Source organism: Halalkalibacterium halodurans (genome assembly GCF_005671335.1).
Taxonomy (GTDB): Bacteria; Bacillota; Bacilli; order Bacillales; family Bacillaceae_D; genus Halalkalibacterium; species Halalkalibacterium halodurans.
The window spans coordinates 3275509-3291106 of the sequence record NZ_CP040441.1 but is presented as its reverse complement, the minus strand read 5'-3'; the positions used below and the strand labels follow the sequence as shown (position 1 = coordinate 3291106).

The 15598-nt window shown below is 43.9% G+C and carries 14 protein-coding genes; all 14 read left to right on the top strand.

What is annotated here, in order from left to right; genetic code table 11:
- Nucleotides 1–94 precede the first annotated feature (94 nt).
- The 14 genes from FED51_RS16020 (at nucleotide 95) to dnaI (ending at nucleotide 15584) form a co-directional block, all read left to right on the top strand.
- Nucleotides 95–814 carry a response regulator transcription factor gene (locus FED51_RS16020; protein ID WP_053430530.1) on the top strand — a complete coding sequence of 240 codons (720 nt, stop codon included), beginning with the start codon at nucleotides 95–97 and terminating at the stop codon, nucleotides 812–814.
- The gene (pnpS, locus tag FED51_RS16015; protein ID WP_053430531.1) at nucleotides 807–2576 is read left to right on the top strand and encodes a two-component system histidine kinase PnpS; all 1770 of its coding nucleotides are present in this window, start codon (nucleotides 807–809) and stop codon (nucleotides 2574–2576) included. The genes FED51_RS16020 and pnpS overlap by 8 nt, the downstream gene beginning before the upstream one ends.
- Nucleotides 2577–3001: 425 nt before the next feature.
- The gene (gene hflK, locus FED51_RS16010; RefSeq protein WP_010899298.1) at nucleotides 3002–3961 is read left to right on the top strand and encodes an FtsH protease activity modulator HflK; all 960 of its coding nucleotides are present in this window, start codon (nucleotides 3002–3004) and stop codon (nucleotides 3959–3961) included.
- Nucleotides 3954–4886 (top strand): protease modulator HflC, encoded by a 933-nt coding sequence (hflC, locus tag FED51_RS16005; protein WP_053430532.1) that lies wholly within the window; start codon nucleotides 3954–3956, stop codon nucleotides 4884–4886. Before hflK ends, hflC begins: the two co-directional genes overlap by 8 nt.
- A gap of 317 nt (nucleotides 4887–5203) precedes the next feature.
- Complete coding sequence (polA, locus tag FED51_RS16000; protein WP_053430533.1) at nucleotides 5204–7834, top strand: DNA polymerase I; 2631 nt, start codon at nucleotides 5204–5206, stop codon at nucleotides 7832–7834.
- A 22-nt stretch (nucleotides 7835–7856) separates the two neighbouring features.
- Complete coding sequence (gene mutM, locus FED51_RS15995) at nucleotides 7857–8681, top strand: DNA-formamidopyrimidine glycosylase (protein WP_010899295.1); 825 nt, start codon at nucleotides 7857–7859, stop codon at nucleotides 8679–8681.
- A 67-nt stretch (nucleotides 8682–8748) separates the two neighbouring features.
- Nucleotides 8749–9390, top strand: coding sequence for a sporulation membrane protein YtaF (ytaF, locus tag FED51_RS15990; RefSeq protein ID WP_010899294.1), 642 nt, complete (start codon nucleotides 8749–8751; stop codon nucleotides 9388–9390).
- 25 nt (nucleotides 9391–9415) lie between these two features.
- A complete protein-coding gene (coaE, locus tag FED51_RS15985; protein WP_276403780.1) occupies nucleotides 9416–10021 on the top strand; it encodes a dephospho-CoA kinase in 606 nt (201 codons plus the stop codon).
- Nucleotides 10022–10215: 194 nt separating this feature from the next.
- Complete coding sequence (locus FED51_RS15980; protein WP_053430535.1) at nucleotides 10216–11250, top strand: glyceraldehyde-3-phosphate dehydrogenase; 1035 nt, start codon at nucleotides 10216–10218, stop codon at nucleotides 11248–11250.
- 292 nt (nucleotides 11251–11542) lie between these two features.
- Nucleotides 11543–11926: an adenosylmethionine decarboxylase gene (gene speD, locus FED51_RS15975; RefSeq protein ID WP_053430536.1), complete on the top strand. Its 384-nt coding sequence runs from the start codon at nucleotides 11543–11545 to the stop codon at nucleotides 11924–11926.
- Between the two features lie 178 nt (nucleotides 11927–12104).
- Complete coding sequence (locus FED51_RS15970) at nucleotides 12105–12506, top strand: DUF1499 domain-containing protein (protein WP_010899290.1); 402 nt, start codon at nucleotides 12105–12107, stop codon at nucleotides 12504–12506.
- 164 nt (nucleotides 12507–12670) lie between these two features.
- Nucleotides 12671–13132, top strand: a complete 462-nt coding sequence (nrdR, locus tag FED51_RS15965; RefSeq protein ID WP_010899289.1) for a transcriptional regulator NrdR — start codon at nucleotides 12671–12673, stop codon at nucleotides 13130–13132.
- A gap of 58 nt (nucleotides 13133–13190) precedes the next feature.
- Complete coding sequence (locus tag FED51_RS15960; protein WP_053430537.1) at nucleotides 13191–14648, top strand: replication initiation and membrane attachment family protein; 1458 nt, start codon at nucleotides 13191–13193, stop codon at nucleotides 14646–14648.
- Nucleotides 14649–15584 (top strand): primosomal protein DnaI, encoded by a 936-nt coding sequence (dnaI, locus tag FED51_RS15955; RefSeq protein WP_010899287.1) that lies wholly within the window; start codon nucleotides 14649–14651, stop codon nucleotides 15582–15584.
- Nucleotides 15585–15598 lie beyond the last annotated feature (14 nt).

The window sequence follows — 15598 nt, the reverse complement described above, 5'->3', positions numbered from 1 at the left end:
TCATGGGATCGCATCTGTTTATTTGGTATACTAAGTGTTAGATAGAGGGGATTTGGGGAAACCGTTCAAATATGCTGATGGAGGATTTGAGTGAATGACACAAAGATTGTTAGTAGTAGACGATGAAGAATCAATTGTGACGTTATTGCAGTTTAATCTTGAACAGTCAGGCTACGAGGTCGTGACAGCAATGGATGGAGCTTCTGGGCTACAACTAGCTAAGAGGCAAACGTTCGATCTTATTATTTTAGACCTCATGTTACCTGAAATGGATGGACTCGATGTATGTAAACAACTCCGCCAAAGTAAAGTGATGACCCCGATCCTTATGCTGACTGCAAAAGACGACGAATTTGATAAAGTTCTTGGGCTGGAGCTAGGAGCCGATGATTATATGACAAAGCCTTTCAGTCCCCGAGAGGTTGTGGCGAGAGTGCGCGCCATTTTACGGAGAGTGGGACATGCTCAAAATAACCATGAAGACAATAGCCGTTCCACTTCAACCCTATCATTCGGCAACGTGGAAATTTACCCTGATAATTACGAAGTCTACTTAAAAGGTCAGCCTCTTGAGTTAACACCAAAAGAATTTGAACTTCTTCTTTATTTAGCGAATCATAAAGGTCGAGTGCTTACGAGGGATCAACTGCTGAATGCGGTTTGGAATTATGAATTCGTTGGTGATACTCGAATTGTGGATGTGCACATTAGTCATTTAAGAGAAAAGATTGAACCAAATACGAAAAAGCCGATTTACATTAAAACGATTCGTGGCTTAGGCTATAAGCTAGAGGAGCCGCAGTTGAATGACTAAATTTCGCTACCGTCTTGTGTTGGCTGTGCTTACCGTCACCCTTCTTGTGATGGCAGGACTAGGTCTTGTCATCGGGCAAATCTTTAAAAATGTTTATTTAGAAAATTTGACTGATCGGCTCAAAAAGGAGACGTACCTAGCAGCTTCGATGGTTGAAAATGAGGCAGTCTTATTCAATGAAGTTCAGACGCTAACAGAGGAAATTAGTCAAAAGCTAGATGCTCGTGTAACGATCATTTTAGCAGATGGTACGGTCGTTGGAGAATCAGCAGCTGACCCTGCGGAAATGGAAAACCATGCCGATCGACCGGAATTCACTGAGCTTGAGGAAGGCATTGTCCGTTACAGCACGACCGTCGAAACGGAATTATTGTTCTATGCTGTTCCGATTCAAAATGAAGCGAATGAAACCATTGGCTATGTGCGCTTAGGGCTCCCAATTGAAGCGGTGAACTCTGTTAATCGCACGCTTTGGGCCATCCTCATTGTGAGCTTTACGATCGCGTTTTTAGTGATCGTTTCTGTCACCTATCGCATTGCCAACCAAATGATTCGCCCGATTGAGAGTGCGACCGTCGTGGCCAACAAATTAGCCGAAGGGGATTACCAAGCGCGGACGTCAGAGGAAAGTCGTGATGAAGTTGGACAATTAAATCGCTCCATCAATGTGTTGGCCTATAATTTGGAGCAGTTGACGAAGCGCCATCAAGTCCAAAAAGAACGTCTAGAAACGCTCATTGAAAATATGGGAAGCGGCCTTATTCTAATTAACACGCGAGGCGATATTTCTCTAATTAACAAGACATGCCACGATATTTTCCAAGAAGATACGGATCTTTGGCTCCACCAATTGTATCATGATGTGATCAAGCATAAAGAAATCATTAAAATCGTCCAAGATATCTTTTTAACAGAAAAGCGGCAACGGCGACAAGTGAAACTGCCGATCCATCTGGAATACCGACATTTTGATGTACACGGAGCCCCCATTGTTAGGGAAAATGGAAAATTAAAAGGAATTGCTCTTGTCTTCCATGACATTACCGAATTGAAAAAGCTTGAGCAAGTTAGAAAAGACTTTGTAGCGAACGTATCTCATGAGTTAAAAACTCCAGTGACTTCCATCAAAGGATTTACGGAAACACTGCTCGATGGGGCAATGCATGATGAACAGCTCAGAGATCAGTTTCTTCACATTATTTGGAAGGAAAGTGAGCGACTTCAAAGCCTCATTCACGATTTATTAGAGCTTTCCAAAATCGAGCAAAACTATTTTCAGTTAAATTGGCAACAGACAAATTTATTCGCAGTGGTTAGTGAAGTTATGACATTGTTGAAAGGGAAAGCAGAAGAGAAAGGGATTGACATCTCCCTCTCGGCAGAGGGTTCATTTGATCTCGAAGGGGATCCCGAAAGATTAAAGCAAATTGCGATTAATTTAGTCAACAATGCGATCACTTACACATCGAATGGGGGACGAATCGATTTGGCCCTGAAAGATCATGGGGATGTGGTCGAATTTGAGGTAAACGATACAGGCATTGGCATCAGAGAGTCTGAAATTCCACGTATTTTTGAACGTTTTTATCGGGTGGACCGGGCAAGAAGTCGAAACTCTGGAGGAACTGGACTTGGACTTGCGATCGTGAAGCACCTTGTAGAAGCCCATCAAGGAAAAATCCTCGTGGAGAGCGAATTGGGAAAAGGGACAACCTTTACGATTCAGTTCCATCGCTACCGTGATGATGAAGAAAAGTCATGAGCTTTACACATTTTTTACAAGTCCTTTATGCAAGGTTAACTTTGATACCTTATGATAACCATTGAACGGTTTCATCAATGCCGTTGTAAGCTGATTGCTCTTCTCATCCCTGCAATTGGTTTACAAGCAATAACACATCCCCTTGTGTTGGGACGAAAGCACCCCCTGAAGCTTTCGTCCCTCTTTTCGCTTATAAACTTTCCTTCACAACATCACTTCTACCCCCCGGTTTTCTAAAGTTGTATTATAATAGAATTGGGAAGGCACTGGCAGCTGCTTATCATATAGGGTCCATGGTAGAAAGAAGAAGCAATTTTCACTAGTTATTAGAGATAAGGCTTTGCCACCGCCAAGTTTCCAAACATGAAACAAAGTGTTCGTTTCATACGTACATATAGAAAATGATTTTACAGGGGGGACTGCAAATGACGATTCGGCAATTAGTAGTAGGTTTTTTCTCGCTTATCGGCGCCGCGATTCTTGGGCTATTTCTCGTCACAGGTTGGTACATAGTCGATGAAACGGAACAAGCTGCTTTGATCACGTTCGGAAAAGTAGAGGAAACCATTGACGAGCCAGGACTTAAATTCAAAATGCCGTGGCCGATCCAAAAGGTCGAGATTTTACCAAGAGGAACCTTTAACTTGCAAGTCGGTTATAAAGAAGATGAAGGAGAAGTCGTTGAATTTACAGATGAGGCGAAAATGATCACTGGTGATGAAAATATCGTGTTTGCTGATTTAGCTGTTCAATGGCGAATCACAGACCCAGAGCAATACTTATATAGCACAGAGGATCCGAAAGAGCTATTATATAATGCCACATCTTCAGCTTTGCGCAGCGTTATTGGAAGTGCATCTGTTGATGAAGCATTAACCGACGAACGTCCGACCATTGAAGCTGATATTTTTGAATCGTTAGTCGAACTTATGGATCTTTATCAAATTGGCATCAGCATCTCAGATGTGAAGCTACAAGACGTAGAGCTACCGACGGAAGAAGTACGACGTGCGTTTACCGATGTAACGGATGCTCGTGAAGAACGCTTAACGAAAATTAACGAGGCGAATCGTTACCGAAATCAAGAAACGAACGAAGTTGAGGGTGAAAAAGACGCAATTATTTCAAGAGCGGAAGGGCAGAGAGCGGACCGGATCGAGACCGCCCGTGGGGATGTGGCCCGATTTAATGCTTTATACGAAGAATATTTAGTGAATCCTGACGTTACCCGTCAACGTCTCGTTCTTGAAACGTTAGAGTCCATTTTACCGGACACGGAAATTTACATTATGGATAGCAATAACGATACGATTAATTATTTGCCGATCCGCCCGTTGGAACGTCAGCAACAAGCACCTGTAGAGGAGGGGACGAACAATGAGTGATGACAAAATCATTAACTTCGATGAAAAGCGGCCACCGGTGGAGCTTCGTAAATATGTTCAACTAGGGTCTGTCGCCGTTTTGTTAATCGGGATTGTTGGAATTATCCTCTCCAACTTATTTATCGTCGAGCAGGGCGAATATAAAGTGGTGCGTCAGTTCGGAGAAGTCGTTCGCGTTGAAAGCGAGCCAGGGCTAAAATTTAAAATTCCGTTCATTCAAAGTGTCAGTACACTCCCGAAATATCAAATGATCTATGACATTCCCCCAGCGGAAATTAACACGCGTGATAAAAAACGGATGCTGGCAGATCATTACGCTCTATGGCGCATCGAGGATCCGCTCAGAATGATTTCCAATGTAGGATCTCTCCAAGGAGCGGAAGCTATTTTAGGGGAGCAAATTTTTTCAGCGATTCGGGCTGAGCTTGGACAGTTAGAGTTTGATGAGATCATTAACGAAGAGGAAAACTCTAGGGGAGACTTCAATCAGCAAGTAAAGGAACGAGTAAACAGTTCACTTGAACGCCAAGATTTAGGCATTGTCTTACTTGATGTACGTATGAAGCGAACGGACTTACCTAAGGAAAACGAAGAGGCGGTCTATCGGCGGATGATTTCGGAGCGGGAGTCCATCGCCCAAGATTACTTGTCTCAAGGGGATGCTGAAGCGAACCGGATTCGCGCAAGAACCGATCAGGAAGTAACGGAAATCTTAGCCAAGGCTAAAGCGGATGCTGAAGAAATTATCGGTGCTGGTGAGGCCGAGGCTGCAGAAATCTACAACGAATCCTTCGGACGTGATCCAGAGTTTTACCAACTGTACCGCACGTTGCTTTCCTATGAAAAAACGATCGGGGATCAGACGGTTATCGTGTTACCAGCCGATTCCCCTTACGCAAGAATCTTGATGGGGTACACAGACTGAGCTAGCGGAGATTGTTCTTTGCTAGCTTTTTTCTTTCAAATCCTTCATGTGATAAAATAAGGTGAAAACTTCATTCAGTGGGGGTTGTTGTCCCCTCACTAAATGTGACACACACGATGTGGTTACACAGAAATTTTCATAGGACGTGGAGAGTGTAGTCTGTTTTTCACTCACTTGTAACTGACGCCAGAAAGATGCTGGTTGCACAGACTGACGATCTTCGGCTTTCTTGTTGCCTCAAGGCTTGAAGCGGGAGCCTTAGCGCCAGTTAAGTGGATAAACGACTTGAACATGATCAAGAGAGGGGTACGTTTCGTTTGAAAAAACTAGTACTGATCGATGGAAATAGTATTGCGTATCGCGCATTTTTTGCATTGCCATTGCTTAATAACGATAAAGGTGTTTATACGAATGCCGTGTATGGATTTACAATGATGCTGTTAAAGGTGTTGGAAGACGAAAAGCCAACTCACATGGTTGTTGCTTTTGACGCGGGTAAGACCACATTTAGGCATGATACATATGATGCGTACAAAAGTGGAAGGCAAAAAACGCCGCCAGAGCTTTCAGAGCAATTTCCGCTCATTCGCGAGCTCTTGGATGCGTTTAACATTGCCCGTGTTGAAGTGGAAAACTTTGAAGCGGACGATCTCATCGGTACATTGGCAAAACAGGCGAGTCAAGAAAACTTTGAAGTGAAAATCTTTACCGGTGATAAAGACTTGTTGCAAATCGTGTCTGACCATGTGACGGTCGCTTTGACGAGAAAAGGAATTACACAGATTGATGTCTATGATGAAAAAGGCATTGAAGAACGATATGGAATTACACCAGAGCAGATTATTGATATGAAAGGTCTCATGGGGGATAGTTCGGATAATATTCCGGGCGTTCCAGGCATCGGAGAAAAGACAGCGCTGAAATTGTTAAAGGAATATGGTTCGGTTGAAAAAGTACTAGAGTCCATCGACGAAATTTCAGGGAAAAAGATGAAGGAGCGACTGGAAGAACATCGTGACCAAGCCCTTATGAGCAAGAAGTTGGCGACGATTTATCTGGAAGCCCCAGTGACGCTGGACGCAGATTCGTTTACGTTTGGTGAATATGATAAAAAAGAAGTTGTGAAATTGTTCAAGGAGCTTGATTTTAACTCATTGCTCGACAAAGTCGATGCAGACGGAGAAGGGATTGAAAAGGAAGAACTCCAGTCTTTGAACTATGAAACGCTTCGTGAGGTAAAAGAGGCGCATTTAGCGGATAAAGCTGCCCTTGTTGTGGAAGTGTTGGATGAGAACTACCATCAAGGCGACATTTTAGGGCTGGCGATCGCCCATAACAATGGTTGCTATTACATTCCAACAGATGAAGCTCTCAGATCGGAAGCGCTTATTCAATGGTTAAAGGATGAACGCAAGGAGAAGTGGTTGTTTGATGCGAAGCGTGCGGTCGTTGCGTTAGGCTGGAAAAACATTGAACTAGCTGGTAGTACATTTGACTTGCAAATGGCCTCCTATTTATTAGACCCGTCCACATCGTTTCATGAAGTGAGCGATGTGACGAAACATCACCGGAAAGGTCACGTGCATGAAGATGAGGCGGTTTATGGGAAAGGGGCTAAACGCCGGATTCCTGACGAGAAAGAGCTAGGAGAACACCTGGCGCGGAAAGCGGACGCGATTTTTCAATTAAAGGAGCACGTTGAAGAGAAGCTGAAAGAAAATGAGCAGCTAGGGTTGTTCAACGAATTGGAGATGCCGCTTTCGGTCATTTTAGGACGAATGGAAACAACAGGTGTAAAAGTCGATGTTGAGCAGCTTGAGCAAATGGGTGCGGACTTAAATGCTCGTCTTGAGGAGCTTGAGCAAACGATCCACGAATTAGCTGGCATATCATTCAATATAAACTCACCTAAGCAACTGGGTGAAATTTTATTTGAGAAGTTACAGCTTCCAGTCATTAAAAAGACGAAGACAGGGTATTCAACGTCTGCTGATGTGTTAGAGAAGCTAGCTGGGCAACACGAGATCATTGATCACATACTTCACTATCGGCAGCTCGGTAAGCTAAATTCTACGTATATTGACGGATTGCTGAAAGTTGTTCACAAGGGGACTGGGAAGGTTCATACCCGCTTCAATCAGGCTCTAACTCAAACCGGTCGCTTAAGCTCGACAGATCCGAATTTACAAAACATCCCGATTCGCTTAGAGGAAGGACGTAAAATTCGCAAAGCCTTCGTTCCATCGGAAAAGGACTGGTTCATTCTTGCTGCTGATTATTCGCAAATTGAATTGCGCGTCCTTGCCCATTTTGCCGAAGATGAAAAGCTTATGGAAGCGTTCCGTGAAGATATGGATGTCCACACGAAAACGGCGATGGACGTATTTCATGTTAGCCAGGAAGAAGTAACGTCCAACATGCGTCGCAGTGCGAAAGCGGTCAACTTCGGAATTGTGTATGGCATTAGCGATTATGGACTGAGCCAAAACCTTGGCATCACTAGGAAGGAAGCGGCAACGTTCATCGAGCGTTATTTTGCTAGCTACCCGAAGGTAAAGGAGTACCTCGATCACGTCATCGATGAAGCTCGAGAGAAGGGTTATGTGACAACACTGTTGAAGCGCCGCCGTTATTTGCCTGACTTAACGAGTCGCAATTTCAATCAACGTAGCTTTGCAGAGCGTACAGCCATGAACACACCGATCCAAGGAACAGCTGCTGACATTATAAAGCAAGCGATGGTTCAGATGGCGAGTCGGATGGACGAAGAAGACTTGCAAAGCCGATTACTGTTGCAAGTGCATGACGAATTAATTTTTGAGGTGCCGAAGGAAGAAGTGGCGCAAATGACAGAGCTTGTGACTTCTGTTATGGAGCAAGCTGTGGAATTACGCGTGCCCCTAAAGGTGGACGTGGCTTGCGGTGACACATGGTATGATGCAAAGTAAGTTGGAGTAAGGAGATACGAAGATGCCAGAATTACCAGAGGTGGAAACGGTGCGGCGAACCCTCGCCGAGTTAGTAATTGGGAAAACAATTGAACAAGTCGATGTCGGGTGGGCGAAAATGATCAAAAGACCTGACGATGTGGATCAATTTAAGTGGCTGCTCAAAGGGCAAACGATCCGTTCCATGGGGAGACGAGGAAAGTTTCTTCTGTTTCACTTAGATGACTATACCCTAGTGAGCCATTTGCGAATGGAAGGGCGCTACGGGTTGTATCAACAAAATGAAAGTGTAGCCAAGCATACCCACGTTCGATTCGTCTTTGGAGATGGCACCGAGCTTCGCTACCAAGATGTCCGTAAATTTGGAACGATGCACCTCTTTCAGAGCGGAAGGGAACAAATGGAGCCGCCTTTGGCCAAACTAGGAGTGGAGCCGTTCTCTGATCAGTTTTCCGCCAAGCTTCTAACCGAGCGCTTATCTAAAACATCCCGCAAAATCAAATCGGCTTTGCTCGATCAAGGAATTATTGTTGGACTGGGAAACATCTATGTGGATGAGGCGCTATTTCGGGCGCGAATTCACCCAGAACGATTAGCGAAAGATGTAACCGTTGCTGAGGTGAAGATTCTCCACCAAGCGATTTTAAATACATTGACGGAAGCGGTGAACCTTGGTGGTAGTTCGATCAAATCGTATGTCAACGGACAAGGGGAAATGGGCATGTTTCAGCAGCGACTCGATGTATACGGACGCAAGGGCGAAACTTGCCGCCAGTGCGGAACCCCAATTACGAAGACGGTCGTTGGGGGAAGAGGTACACATTTCTGTTCTGTATGCCAAAAATAACGTACCTCGGATAGGCTCCTGCCATATACTATCGTAGCTGATAGTAGTAGAGGAAGGAGCTCATGTCATGATCCATTTAGTTTCCTTGCTAGCTCTTGCATTTGCTGTTAGTTTAGACAGCTTTGGAGTCGGCTTGACATACGGTTTGAGGAAGATGAAAATCCCTTTTAAATCGTTGCTATTTATTGCTGGATGTTCCGCCGTTTCCATTTTGATTGCGATGGGCTTCGGGATGACGATTCAGCAGTATTTATCACCGGCTATAGCAGAGTCTCTCGGCGGGATCATTTTAATTTTGATCGGTTGCTGGGCGCTTTATCAAGCGTTTCGTCCTGCAAAGAACGGGCATAAAACGAAGGACGATCACGTCATTTTAAATTTTGAAATTAAAATGCTTGGTGTCGTGATTCGCATCTTACGCAAGCCGATGGTCGCAGATTTTGATAATTCAGGAGCCATTACAGGTAGAGAAGCGGTTATTTTAGGCATCGCTCTCTCTCTTGATGCCTTCGGTGCAGGAATCGGAGCGGCATTAATCGGGTTCCACCCACTGTATATGGCAGTGAGTGTAGCGGTGATGAGTGCTCTGTTCGTAAGCCTTGGCATGAAAAGTGGTTATCGCTTTGCTGATTCTTATTGGATCAAGCGCTTTTCCTTCATACCGGGTTTGTTATTAGTTCTCATTGGTGTTTTTAATCTTATGATGTAGGTGGATGTAGAAGGAGCGAATCAAGATGATGATTGGGTTGACTGGGGGCATTGCCAGTGGAAAAAGCAGTGTAGCGAAAATGATGGAGGAGTTAGGTCTTCCAATTGTCGATGCAGACCAAGTGGCTCGTGACGTTGTAGAACCAGGTATGCCAGCCTATGAGGCCATTGTCACCCATTTTGGCACAGGGGTTGTAAACGATGACGGGACGCTAAATCGCAAAGCCCTTGGATCGATTGTGTTTCAACAAGAGGAAGAGCGTCGCGTCCTAAATGAAATCGTCCACCCAGCTGTACGGAGGCAAATGCAGCAGCAAAAAGAACAGTTGATTCGTTCAGGGGAAAAGACAATCGTATTCGATATTCCCTTGCTATATGAAAGCAATTTGTTTTATCTTGTTGAAAAAGTGCTCCTTGTTTATGTAGATGAGCACACACAGTTACAGCGATTAATGAATCGAGATCAAGCGGGAAAGGACGATGCGATTCACCGGATTCGCTCACAGCGCCCCCTTGAATCAAAACGGGATCGTGCCGATGCAATCATTGATAATTCGGGCACATTGGATGCAACAAAAAGGCAGCTTATTGACATTTTAAAACGTTGGAAGGTAATCCCTGAAGATCAATAGTCTTCAGGGGTCTTTTTATTTTAAGAAAAAATTTATCTTTGGCGTCAGGTCTGATTCCTATCCTCTCTGCATTCGCCAAGTTTTAGTGGATTTCAAAAAAATTTAAAGAAATAATCGTCCTTTTCGAATAAAAGTGATATACTATTTATTATAAATGAATTATTAGTATGTCATAATAAGAGAGGGGATTTCCAATGAAAGTGAAAGTAGCGATTAATGGATTTGGTCGTATAGGCAGAATGGTATTCCGCAAAGCGGTAGAAAACAAACAGTTTGATGTGGTGGCGATTAACGCTTCCTATCCTGCTGAAACCCTCGCCCATTTAATAAAATATGACAGTGTTCATGGTCCATTCCAAGGAACCGTTGAGATTAAAAATGATGCGCTTGTTGTTAATGGCAAGGAAATAAAGCTAGTCAATTCTAGAGATCCTCGAGTACTTCCGTGGAAAGATCTAGAAGTGGACATCGTTGTTGAGGCGACTGGGAAATTTAAAACAAAAGAGACAGCAGGTTATCATCTAGAAGCAGGCGCGAAAAAAGTAATCATTACAGCTCCTGGGAAAAATGAAGATGTAACCGTTGTCGTTGGAGTAAACGAAAATGACTATAAGCCAGAAGAGCATCACGTTATATCAAATGCTTCATGTACTACGAATTGCTTGGCCCCAGTAGCAAAAGTTTTGGATGAAGCGTTTACAATTCAAAGCGGGATGATGACGACGGTTCATGCATATACGAATGATCAAAAAAACATCGACAATCCCCACAAAGATTTACGACGAGCTCGGGCATGTGGTCAATCGATAATTCCGACATCCACTGGTGCTGCTAAAGCCATCAGCAAAGTATTACCACAATTAGAAGGAAAACTAACAGGAATGGCTTTACGTGTACCGACCCCGAATGTGTCTCTTGTTGACTTAGTAGTTCAGGTGAAAGCGGACGTGACGCCAGAAAAAGTGAACCATGTGTTAAAACAAGCGGCAGCAGGTTCGATGAAAGGAATTCTCGGTTTTACAGAAGAGCCGTTAGTCTCGATTGACTTTAATGGAAACGAACACTCTGCCATTGTTGATGGTTTATCGACGATGGTGATGGAAGATACAAACCAGGTGAAGGTCCTCGCATGGTATGATAATGAATGGGGGTATTCCACACGAGTTGTCGACTTAGTCGAACTCGTCGCCAAAGAGCTTAAAAAGCCAGCAAAAGTGATCGCGTTCTAAGGCATATTCATAAAAAAAAGTGGTCATCCTATAAGTTGAATCCCAATAAGCAAAGCCTTCTCAACGGGAAAAAGTGGACGATGTCAAGTGACCGTAGAAAATGAAAAAGTTGTTATTGCAAAGAAGGATTAAACAAAGTATACTATTTTCCGTGAACATGAAACGAAAGCAAAATAGGAGTACGTTTACTACAGAAAGGGTTAGGACCTCTTTGGACTAACTTTCCCCCGTGTAATAAACGTTCCTACATGCTTGAGAAGGCATGAATTTTTTGTAAAGGGGGATTCAACTCATGGATACAATGGGACGTCACGTGATTGCTGAACTTTGGGGTTGTGACGTGGATAAGTTGAACGACTTAAGCTTCATCGAACAAGTTTTCGTTGATGCAGCTCTGAAAGCGGGAGCAGAAGTACGTGAGGTGGCCTTTCATAAGTTTGCCCCTCAAGGTGTAAGTGGTGTTGTCATCATATCAGAGTCGCATTTAACGATTCACAGCTTCCCAGAGCACGGATATGCGAGTATTGACGTTTATACGTGTGGGGATCGAATTGATCCAAACGTCGCATCGAATTATATTGCTGAGGCGTTGAAAGCTACGACGACTGAAGTAGTGGAACTGCCAAGGGGTATGGGTCCTATTCAGCTTGAAAAACCAAAAGTCAAGGTTTTATAAACGAATGCTAAGAGGTGCCGAGCGCATCTCTTTTTTATACGTTTAAAACGCCGAGCCATTTTTAAATAAGGCGTTCATAACTTGATTAAAATAAACGTACGGACAAGTTTCAATCCCATTGTTCGTCAACTTTATGGTATGATATAAACAATAATGTATAAAAAAGTTGGTGAAGAACGTGGGATTTCGTGAAACATTGAGTCAACTTGTTTCAAGTCGAACGGAGACAACCGAACATCATAGCAATCCTTCGCTGCAAACCCATTATTACAAAACAACAAAAGATAAGGCGATTGCCGCTGTTGAACGGGTGATGCAGCAATCAGGATTTACGGTAAAACGGGTAGAGCAAGAGCGCGGGGAAGTGATTGCCCAGTCCACATCTGGTCAAAAGTCACTGCTTGTCGCAACGATTGTCATGGTAAAGCCATTTCGTACGGCTGTAGACTTTTCTTGTTCTACAGACACGATCTTACCGTCTGATTTTGGACATAGTAAGAAGCGAATTCTCTCGCTTTATGAACAGCTCGACAAAGAGCTTCCTTATATTGGTTCGGGCCTTGGCGACGAGCTTCTATAGCTGAAGGATAAAGGGCCTAATCTCCTATCTTAACATAAGGAATCCTGCTCTTTTTGTTATACAAGGCTTGTCACTTTTTTTCATTTTTACTATGATTAAAAGAGATTTTCTGTAAGCACGTGTAAAAAGGAAGACTGCTAACAAGCAGTAGTGGAGATGATTCGATGCGATGTCCAGCCTGTCATCATAATGGAACAAGGGTGCTCGATTCGAGGCCAGCTCACGAAGGTCGTTCCATTCGTAGACGGCGTGAATGTGAATCGTGCAACCATCGTTTTACGACCTTTGAAATGATTGAGGAAGTTCCTCTGATCGTTGTCAAAAAGGATGGAACGAGGCAAGAATTTAGCTCAGATAAAATTTTGCGCGGTTTGATTCGCGCGTGTGAAAAGCGTCCCGTCCCATTGGAAACGTTAGAAGGGATCGTCAATGAGGTGGAGCGGGAGCTTCGTGGTCAAGGGAAAAATGAAGTCGACAGTAAAGAGATTGGCGAGTTAGTGATGGAACGGTTAGCCAATGTGGATGATGTAGCGTACGTTCGTTTCGCCTCTGTCTACCGACAATTTAAAGATATCAACGTATTTATTCAAGAGCTGAAGGAACTTATGGAACGAGACGATCGATAACGAGGAGCTTAAAGCGAATTTGCTTCAAGCTCTTTTTTGCTCTAAGGAGGTGAGTGACATGACTTGGCATTGGAAAGAGTTATTACCTGTAGACCGCTATATGGTGCGTACGGCAGACTATTTGCATGAAGTCCATCAAAAAGTGTTAACCCTTTTGTACCAACCGCTCGTCGGTTCGATCGCCTACAGCTTATATATGACGCTATGGAGTGAGTTAAAACGAGATGATTATTGGAGTGAAGAACAAACCCACCGTCAACTCATGCTTATGATGGGCGTCGATTTACCTGCTATTTTTCAAGAAAGAAAAAAGCTTGAAGCGATTGGACTTCTACGAACATTTAAAACCAAAGCCGACGGAGTGACGACATACTTATATGAGTTACAGCCTCCTATGCCGCCACAACAATTTTTTGAAAATGATGTACTGAGTGTTTATTTATTTAACAAGCTCGGAAAAACGCAATATCGTAAACTGCGGGAACGGTTTGTTGTAGATGTTATTGATAAAGAAACGTTTACCGAGACGACGTATGGGTTTGATGAAGTGTTTACTTCGCTCCATCATTCTGAAATCGTCTCAAACCATGAATCAGAAATGGTCGACTCGTTAGCCTTATATGAGCACCAACAATTTGTCTCAGAACGTAAGGGTGAATCTTTTCATTTCACCGAGAAGTCATTTGATTTTGAACTGTTGAAAAAGGACTTATCAAGCTTTATCGTGCCAGAGCATACACTTACTCCTGAAGTAAAGGAGACGATTTTACGCCTTGCATTCGTCTATCGGATTGAGCCATTGCAGATGAGCCGGATTTTACAGCAGTCGCTTGTTCATGATGATGAGGTGGATATTGGAGAGTTGCGCAAACGTACGCAAGAATGGTACAAGCTAGAGCATGGCAATGAGCCCCCAACGTTAGCGCTGCAAACTCATCCACTTAAGCATCGGACGATGGCGAACCAGCAACCTCAAACAGAAGAAGAAAAAGTAATTGCCTTATATGAAACGACGCCGCCACTCACATTGCTTGAAAGCCGATCCGATGGAGCAAAGGTACCTCTCGCCGATCTGAAAATCGTCGAAAGTTTAATTGTGGACTATCAATTGCTCCCAGGCGTCGTCAACGTGTTGCTTGACTATGTGCTCTTGCGTAACGACATGAAGCTATCCAAATCACTAATCGAAAAAATTGCGGGTCACTGGGCACGGAAAAAAGTAAAGACGGTGACAGAAGCGATGACATTGGCAAAAGAAGAGCATCGAAAGCTGGAAACATGGAAAAAGCAAGACAGTGCAAAGACATCAGGGAAAACAACGGTGAAAAAGAAAAATCCACGCCGTGATCAGCTGCCGAAATGGCTCATTGAGGAGGAGAAACGCCTACAGGAGCAACAGTCGGCGGTCCGCGAGAATCTTGGAGCAAGCACCATGGATTTAGACGAAGAGCGACGTCGTTTTGAGCGACTGATGGAAGAACGACGCCAGCGAAAACAATGGAAGGAGGAAGGGTAGATGGAATCCATTCAATCATCGCTGAAACACATGACGGGCAACCGTTCATTTGAAAAGCAGTTTACGCAACTAAAAGAGGCGGTTTTTCGCAGCCCACATGTTCAGTTGTTTCTGGAGGAACACCCTTCCTTATCCCCTATAACACTTGAGCAAGGTTTGTCTAAGCTGTATGAATACCAAAAAGAGCAAAGCCACTGCGCACATTGTCCTGGGCTTCAAAAGTGTCCAAATTTGATGAAGGGTTACCAACCGACCCTCTACGTTGAGCGTGATAGCCTTGAATTAAGCTATTCCCCTTGTCCGTTAAAAGAGGAGGAGGAGCGAGAAAAGAAAAAACGTTCTCTTATCCGGTCACTCTACATTCCGAAAGAAATTCTCGAAGCGAAGTTTGACGACGTAGAAAGCGAACCAGGACGTTCGATTGCGAGTCATCGCGCGCTCGAATTTGCACTCTCAGCGAAGCCAGGTGAAGATGGGATGGGGCTTTATCTTTATGGGAAGTTTGGGGTCGGGAAAACGTTCTTGATGGGGGCGATCGCCAACGAGCTAAAAGACCGTGGGATCGACTCAACCATCGTCTACGTTCCTGATTTTTTTCGAGAGCTAAAACAATCGATTGGAGACGGAACCTTCCAGCAAAAGCTCGATTTTGTCAAAAATGCACAAGTGCTCATTTTTGATGACATTGGAGCAGAAACGATGACAAGCTGGGTTCGTGACGATGTACTCGGTGTCATTTTACAATATCGGATCATGGAGAAGCTTCCTACACTATTCACGTCAAACTATGACTATGATGAGTTGGAGGAGCATTTAGCTTACAATGATAAAAGTGGTACGGAGTTATTAAAGGCAAAGCGTGTCATGGAGCGCATTCGTCACTACACAGTTTCTGTCATGGTTCAAGGACAAAATCGCAGGGAACATCAGTCGTGATTCTCCAGGCAAAC

What these genes read in the sequence shown, in the direction of transcription:
- FED51_RS16020 (WP_053430530.1), top strand. Translation starts at nt 95, where the DNA reads ATGACACAAAGATTGTTAGTAGTAGACGATGAAGAATCAATTGTGACG.
- pnpS (WP_053430531.1), top strand. Translation starts at nt 807, where the DNA reads ATGACTAAATTTCGCTACCGTCTTGTGTTGGCTGTGCTTACCGTCACC.
- hflK (WP_010899298.1), top strand. Translation starts at nt 3,002, where the DNA reads ATGACGATTCGGCAATTAGTAGTAGGTTTTTTCTCGCTTATCGGCGCC.
- hflC (WP_053430532.1), top strand. Translation starts at nt 3,954, where the DNA reads ATGAGTGATGACAAAATCATTAACTTCGATGAAAAGCGGCCACCGGTG.
- mutM (WP_010899295.1), top strand. Translation starts at nt 7,857, where the DNA reads ATGCCAGAATTACCAGAGGTGGAAACGGTGCGGCGAACCCTCGCCGAG.
- ytaF (WP_010899294.1), top strand. Translation starts at nt 8,749, where the DNA reads ATGATCCATTTAGTTTCCTTGCTAGCTCTTGCATTTGCTGTTAGTTTA.
- coaE (WP_276403780.1), top strand. Translation starts at nt 9,416, where the DNA reads ATGATGATTGGGTTGACTGGGGGCATTGCCAGTGGAAAAAGCAGTGTA.
- FED51_RS15980 (WP_053430535.1), top strand. Translation starts at nt 10,216, where the DNA reads ATGAAAGTGAAAGTAGCGATTAATGGATTTGGTCGTATAGGCAGAATG.
- speD (WP_053430536.1), top strand. Translation starts at nt 11,543, where the DNA reads ATGGATACAATGGGACGTCACGTGATTGCTGAACTTTGGGGTTGTGAC.
- nrdR (WP_010899289.1), top strand. Translation starts at nt 12,671, where the DNA reads ATGCGATGTCCAGCCTGTCATCATAATGGAACAAGGGTGCTCGATTCG.
- FED51_RS15960 (WP_053430537.1), top strand. Translation starts at nt 13,191, where the DNA reads ATGACTTGGCATTGGAAAGAGTTATTACCTGTAGACCGCTATATGGTG.
- dnaI (WP_010899287.1), top strand. Translation starts at nt 14,649, where the DNA reads ATGGAATCCATTCAATCATCGCTGAAACACATGACGGGCAACCGTTCA.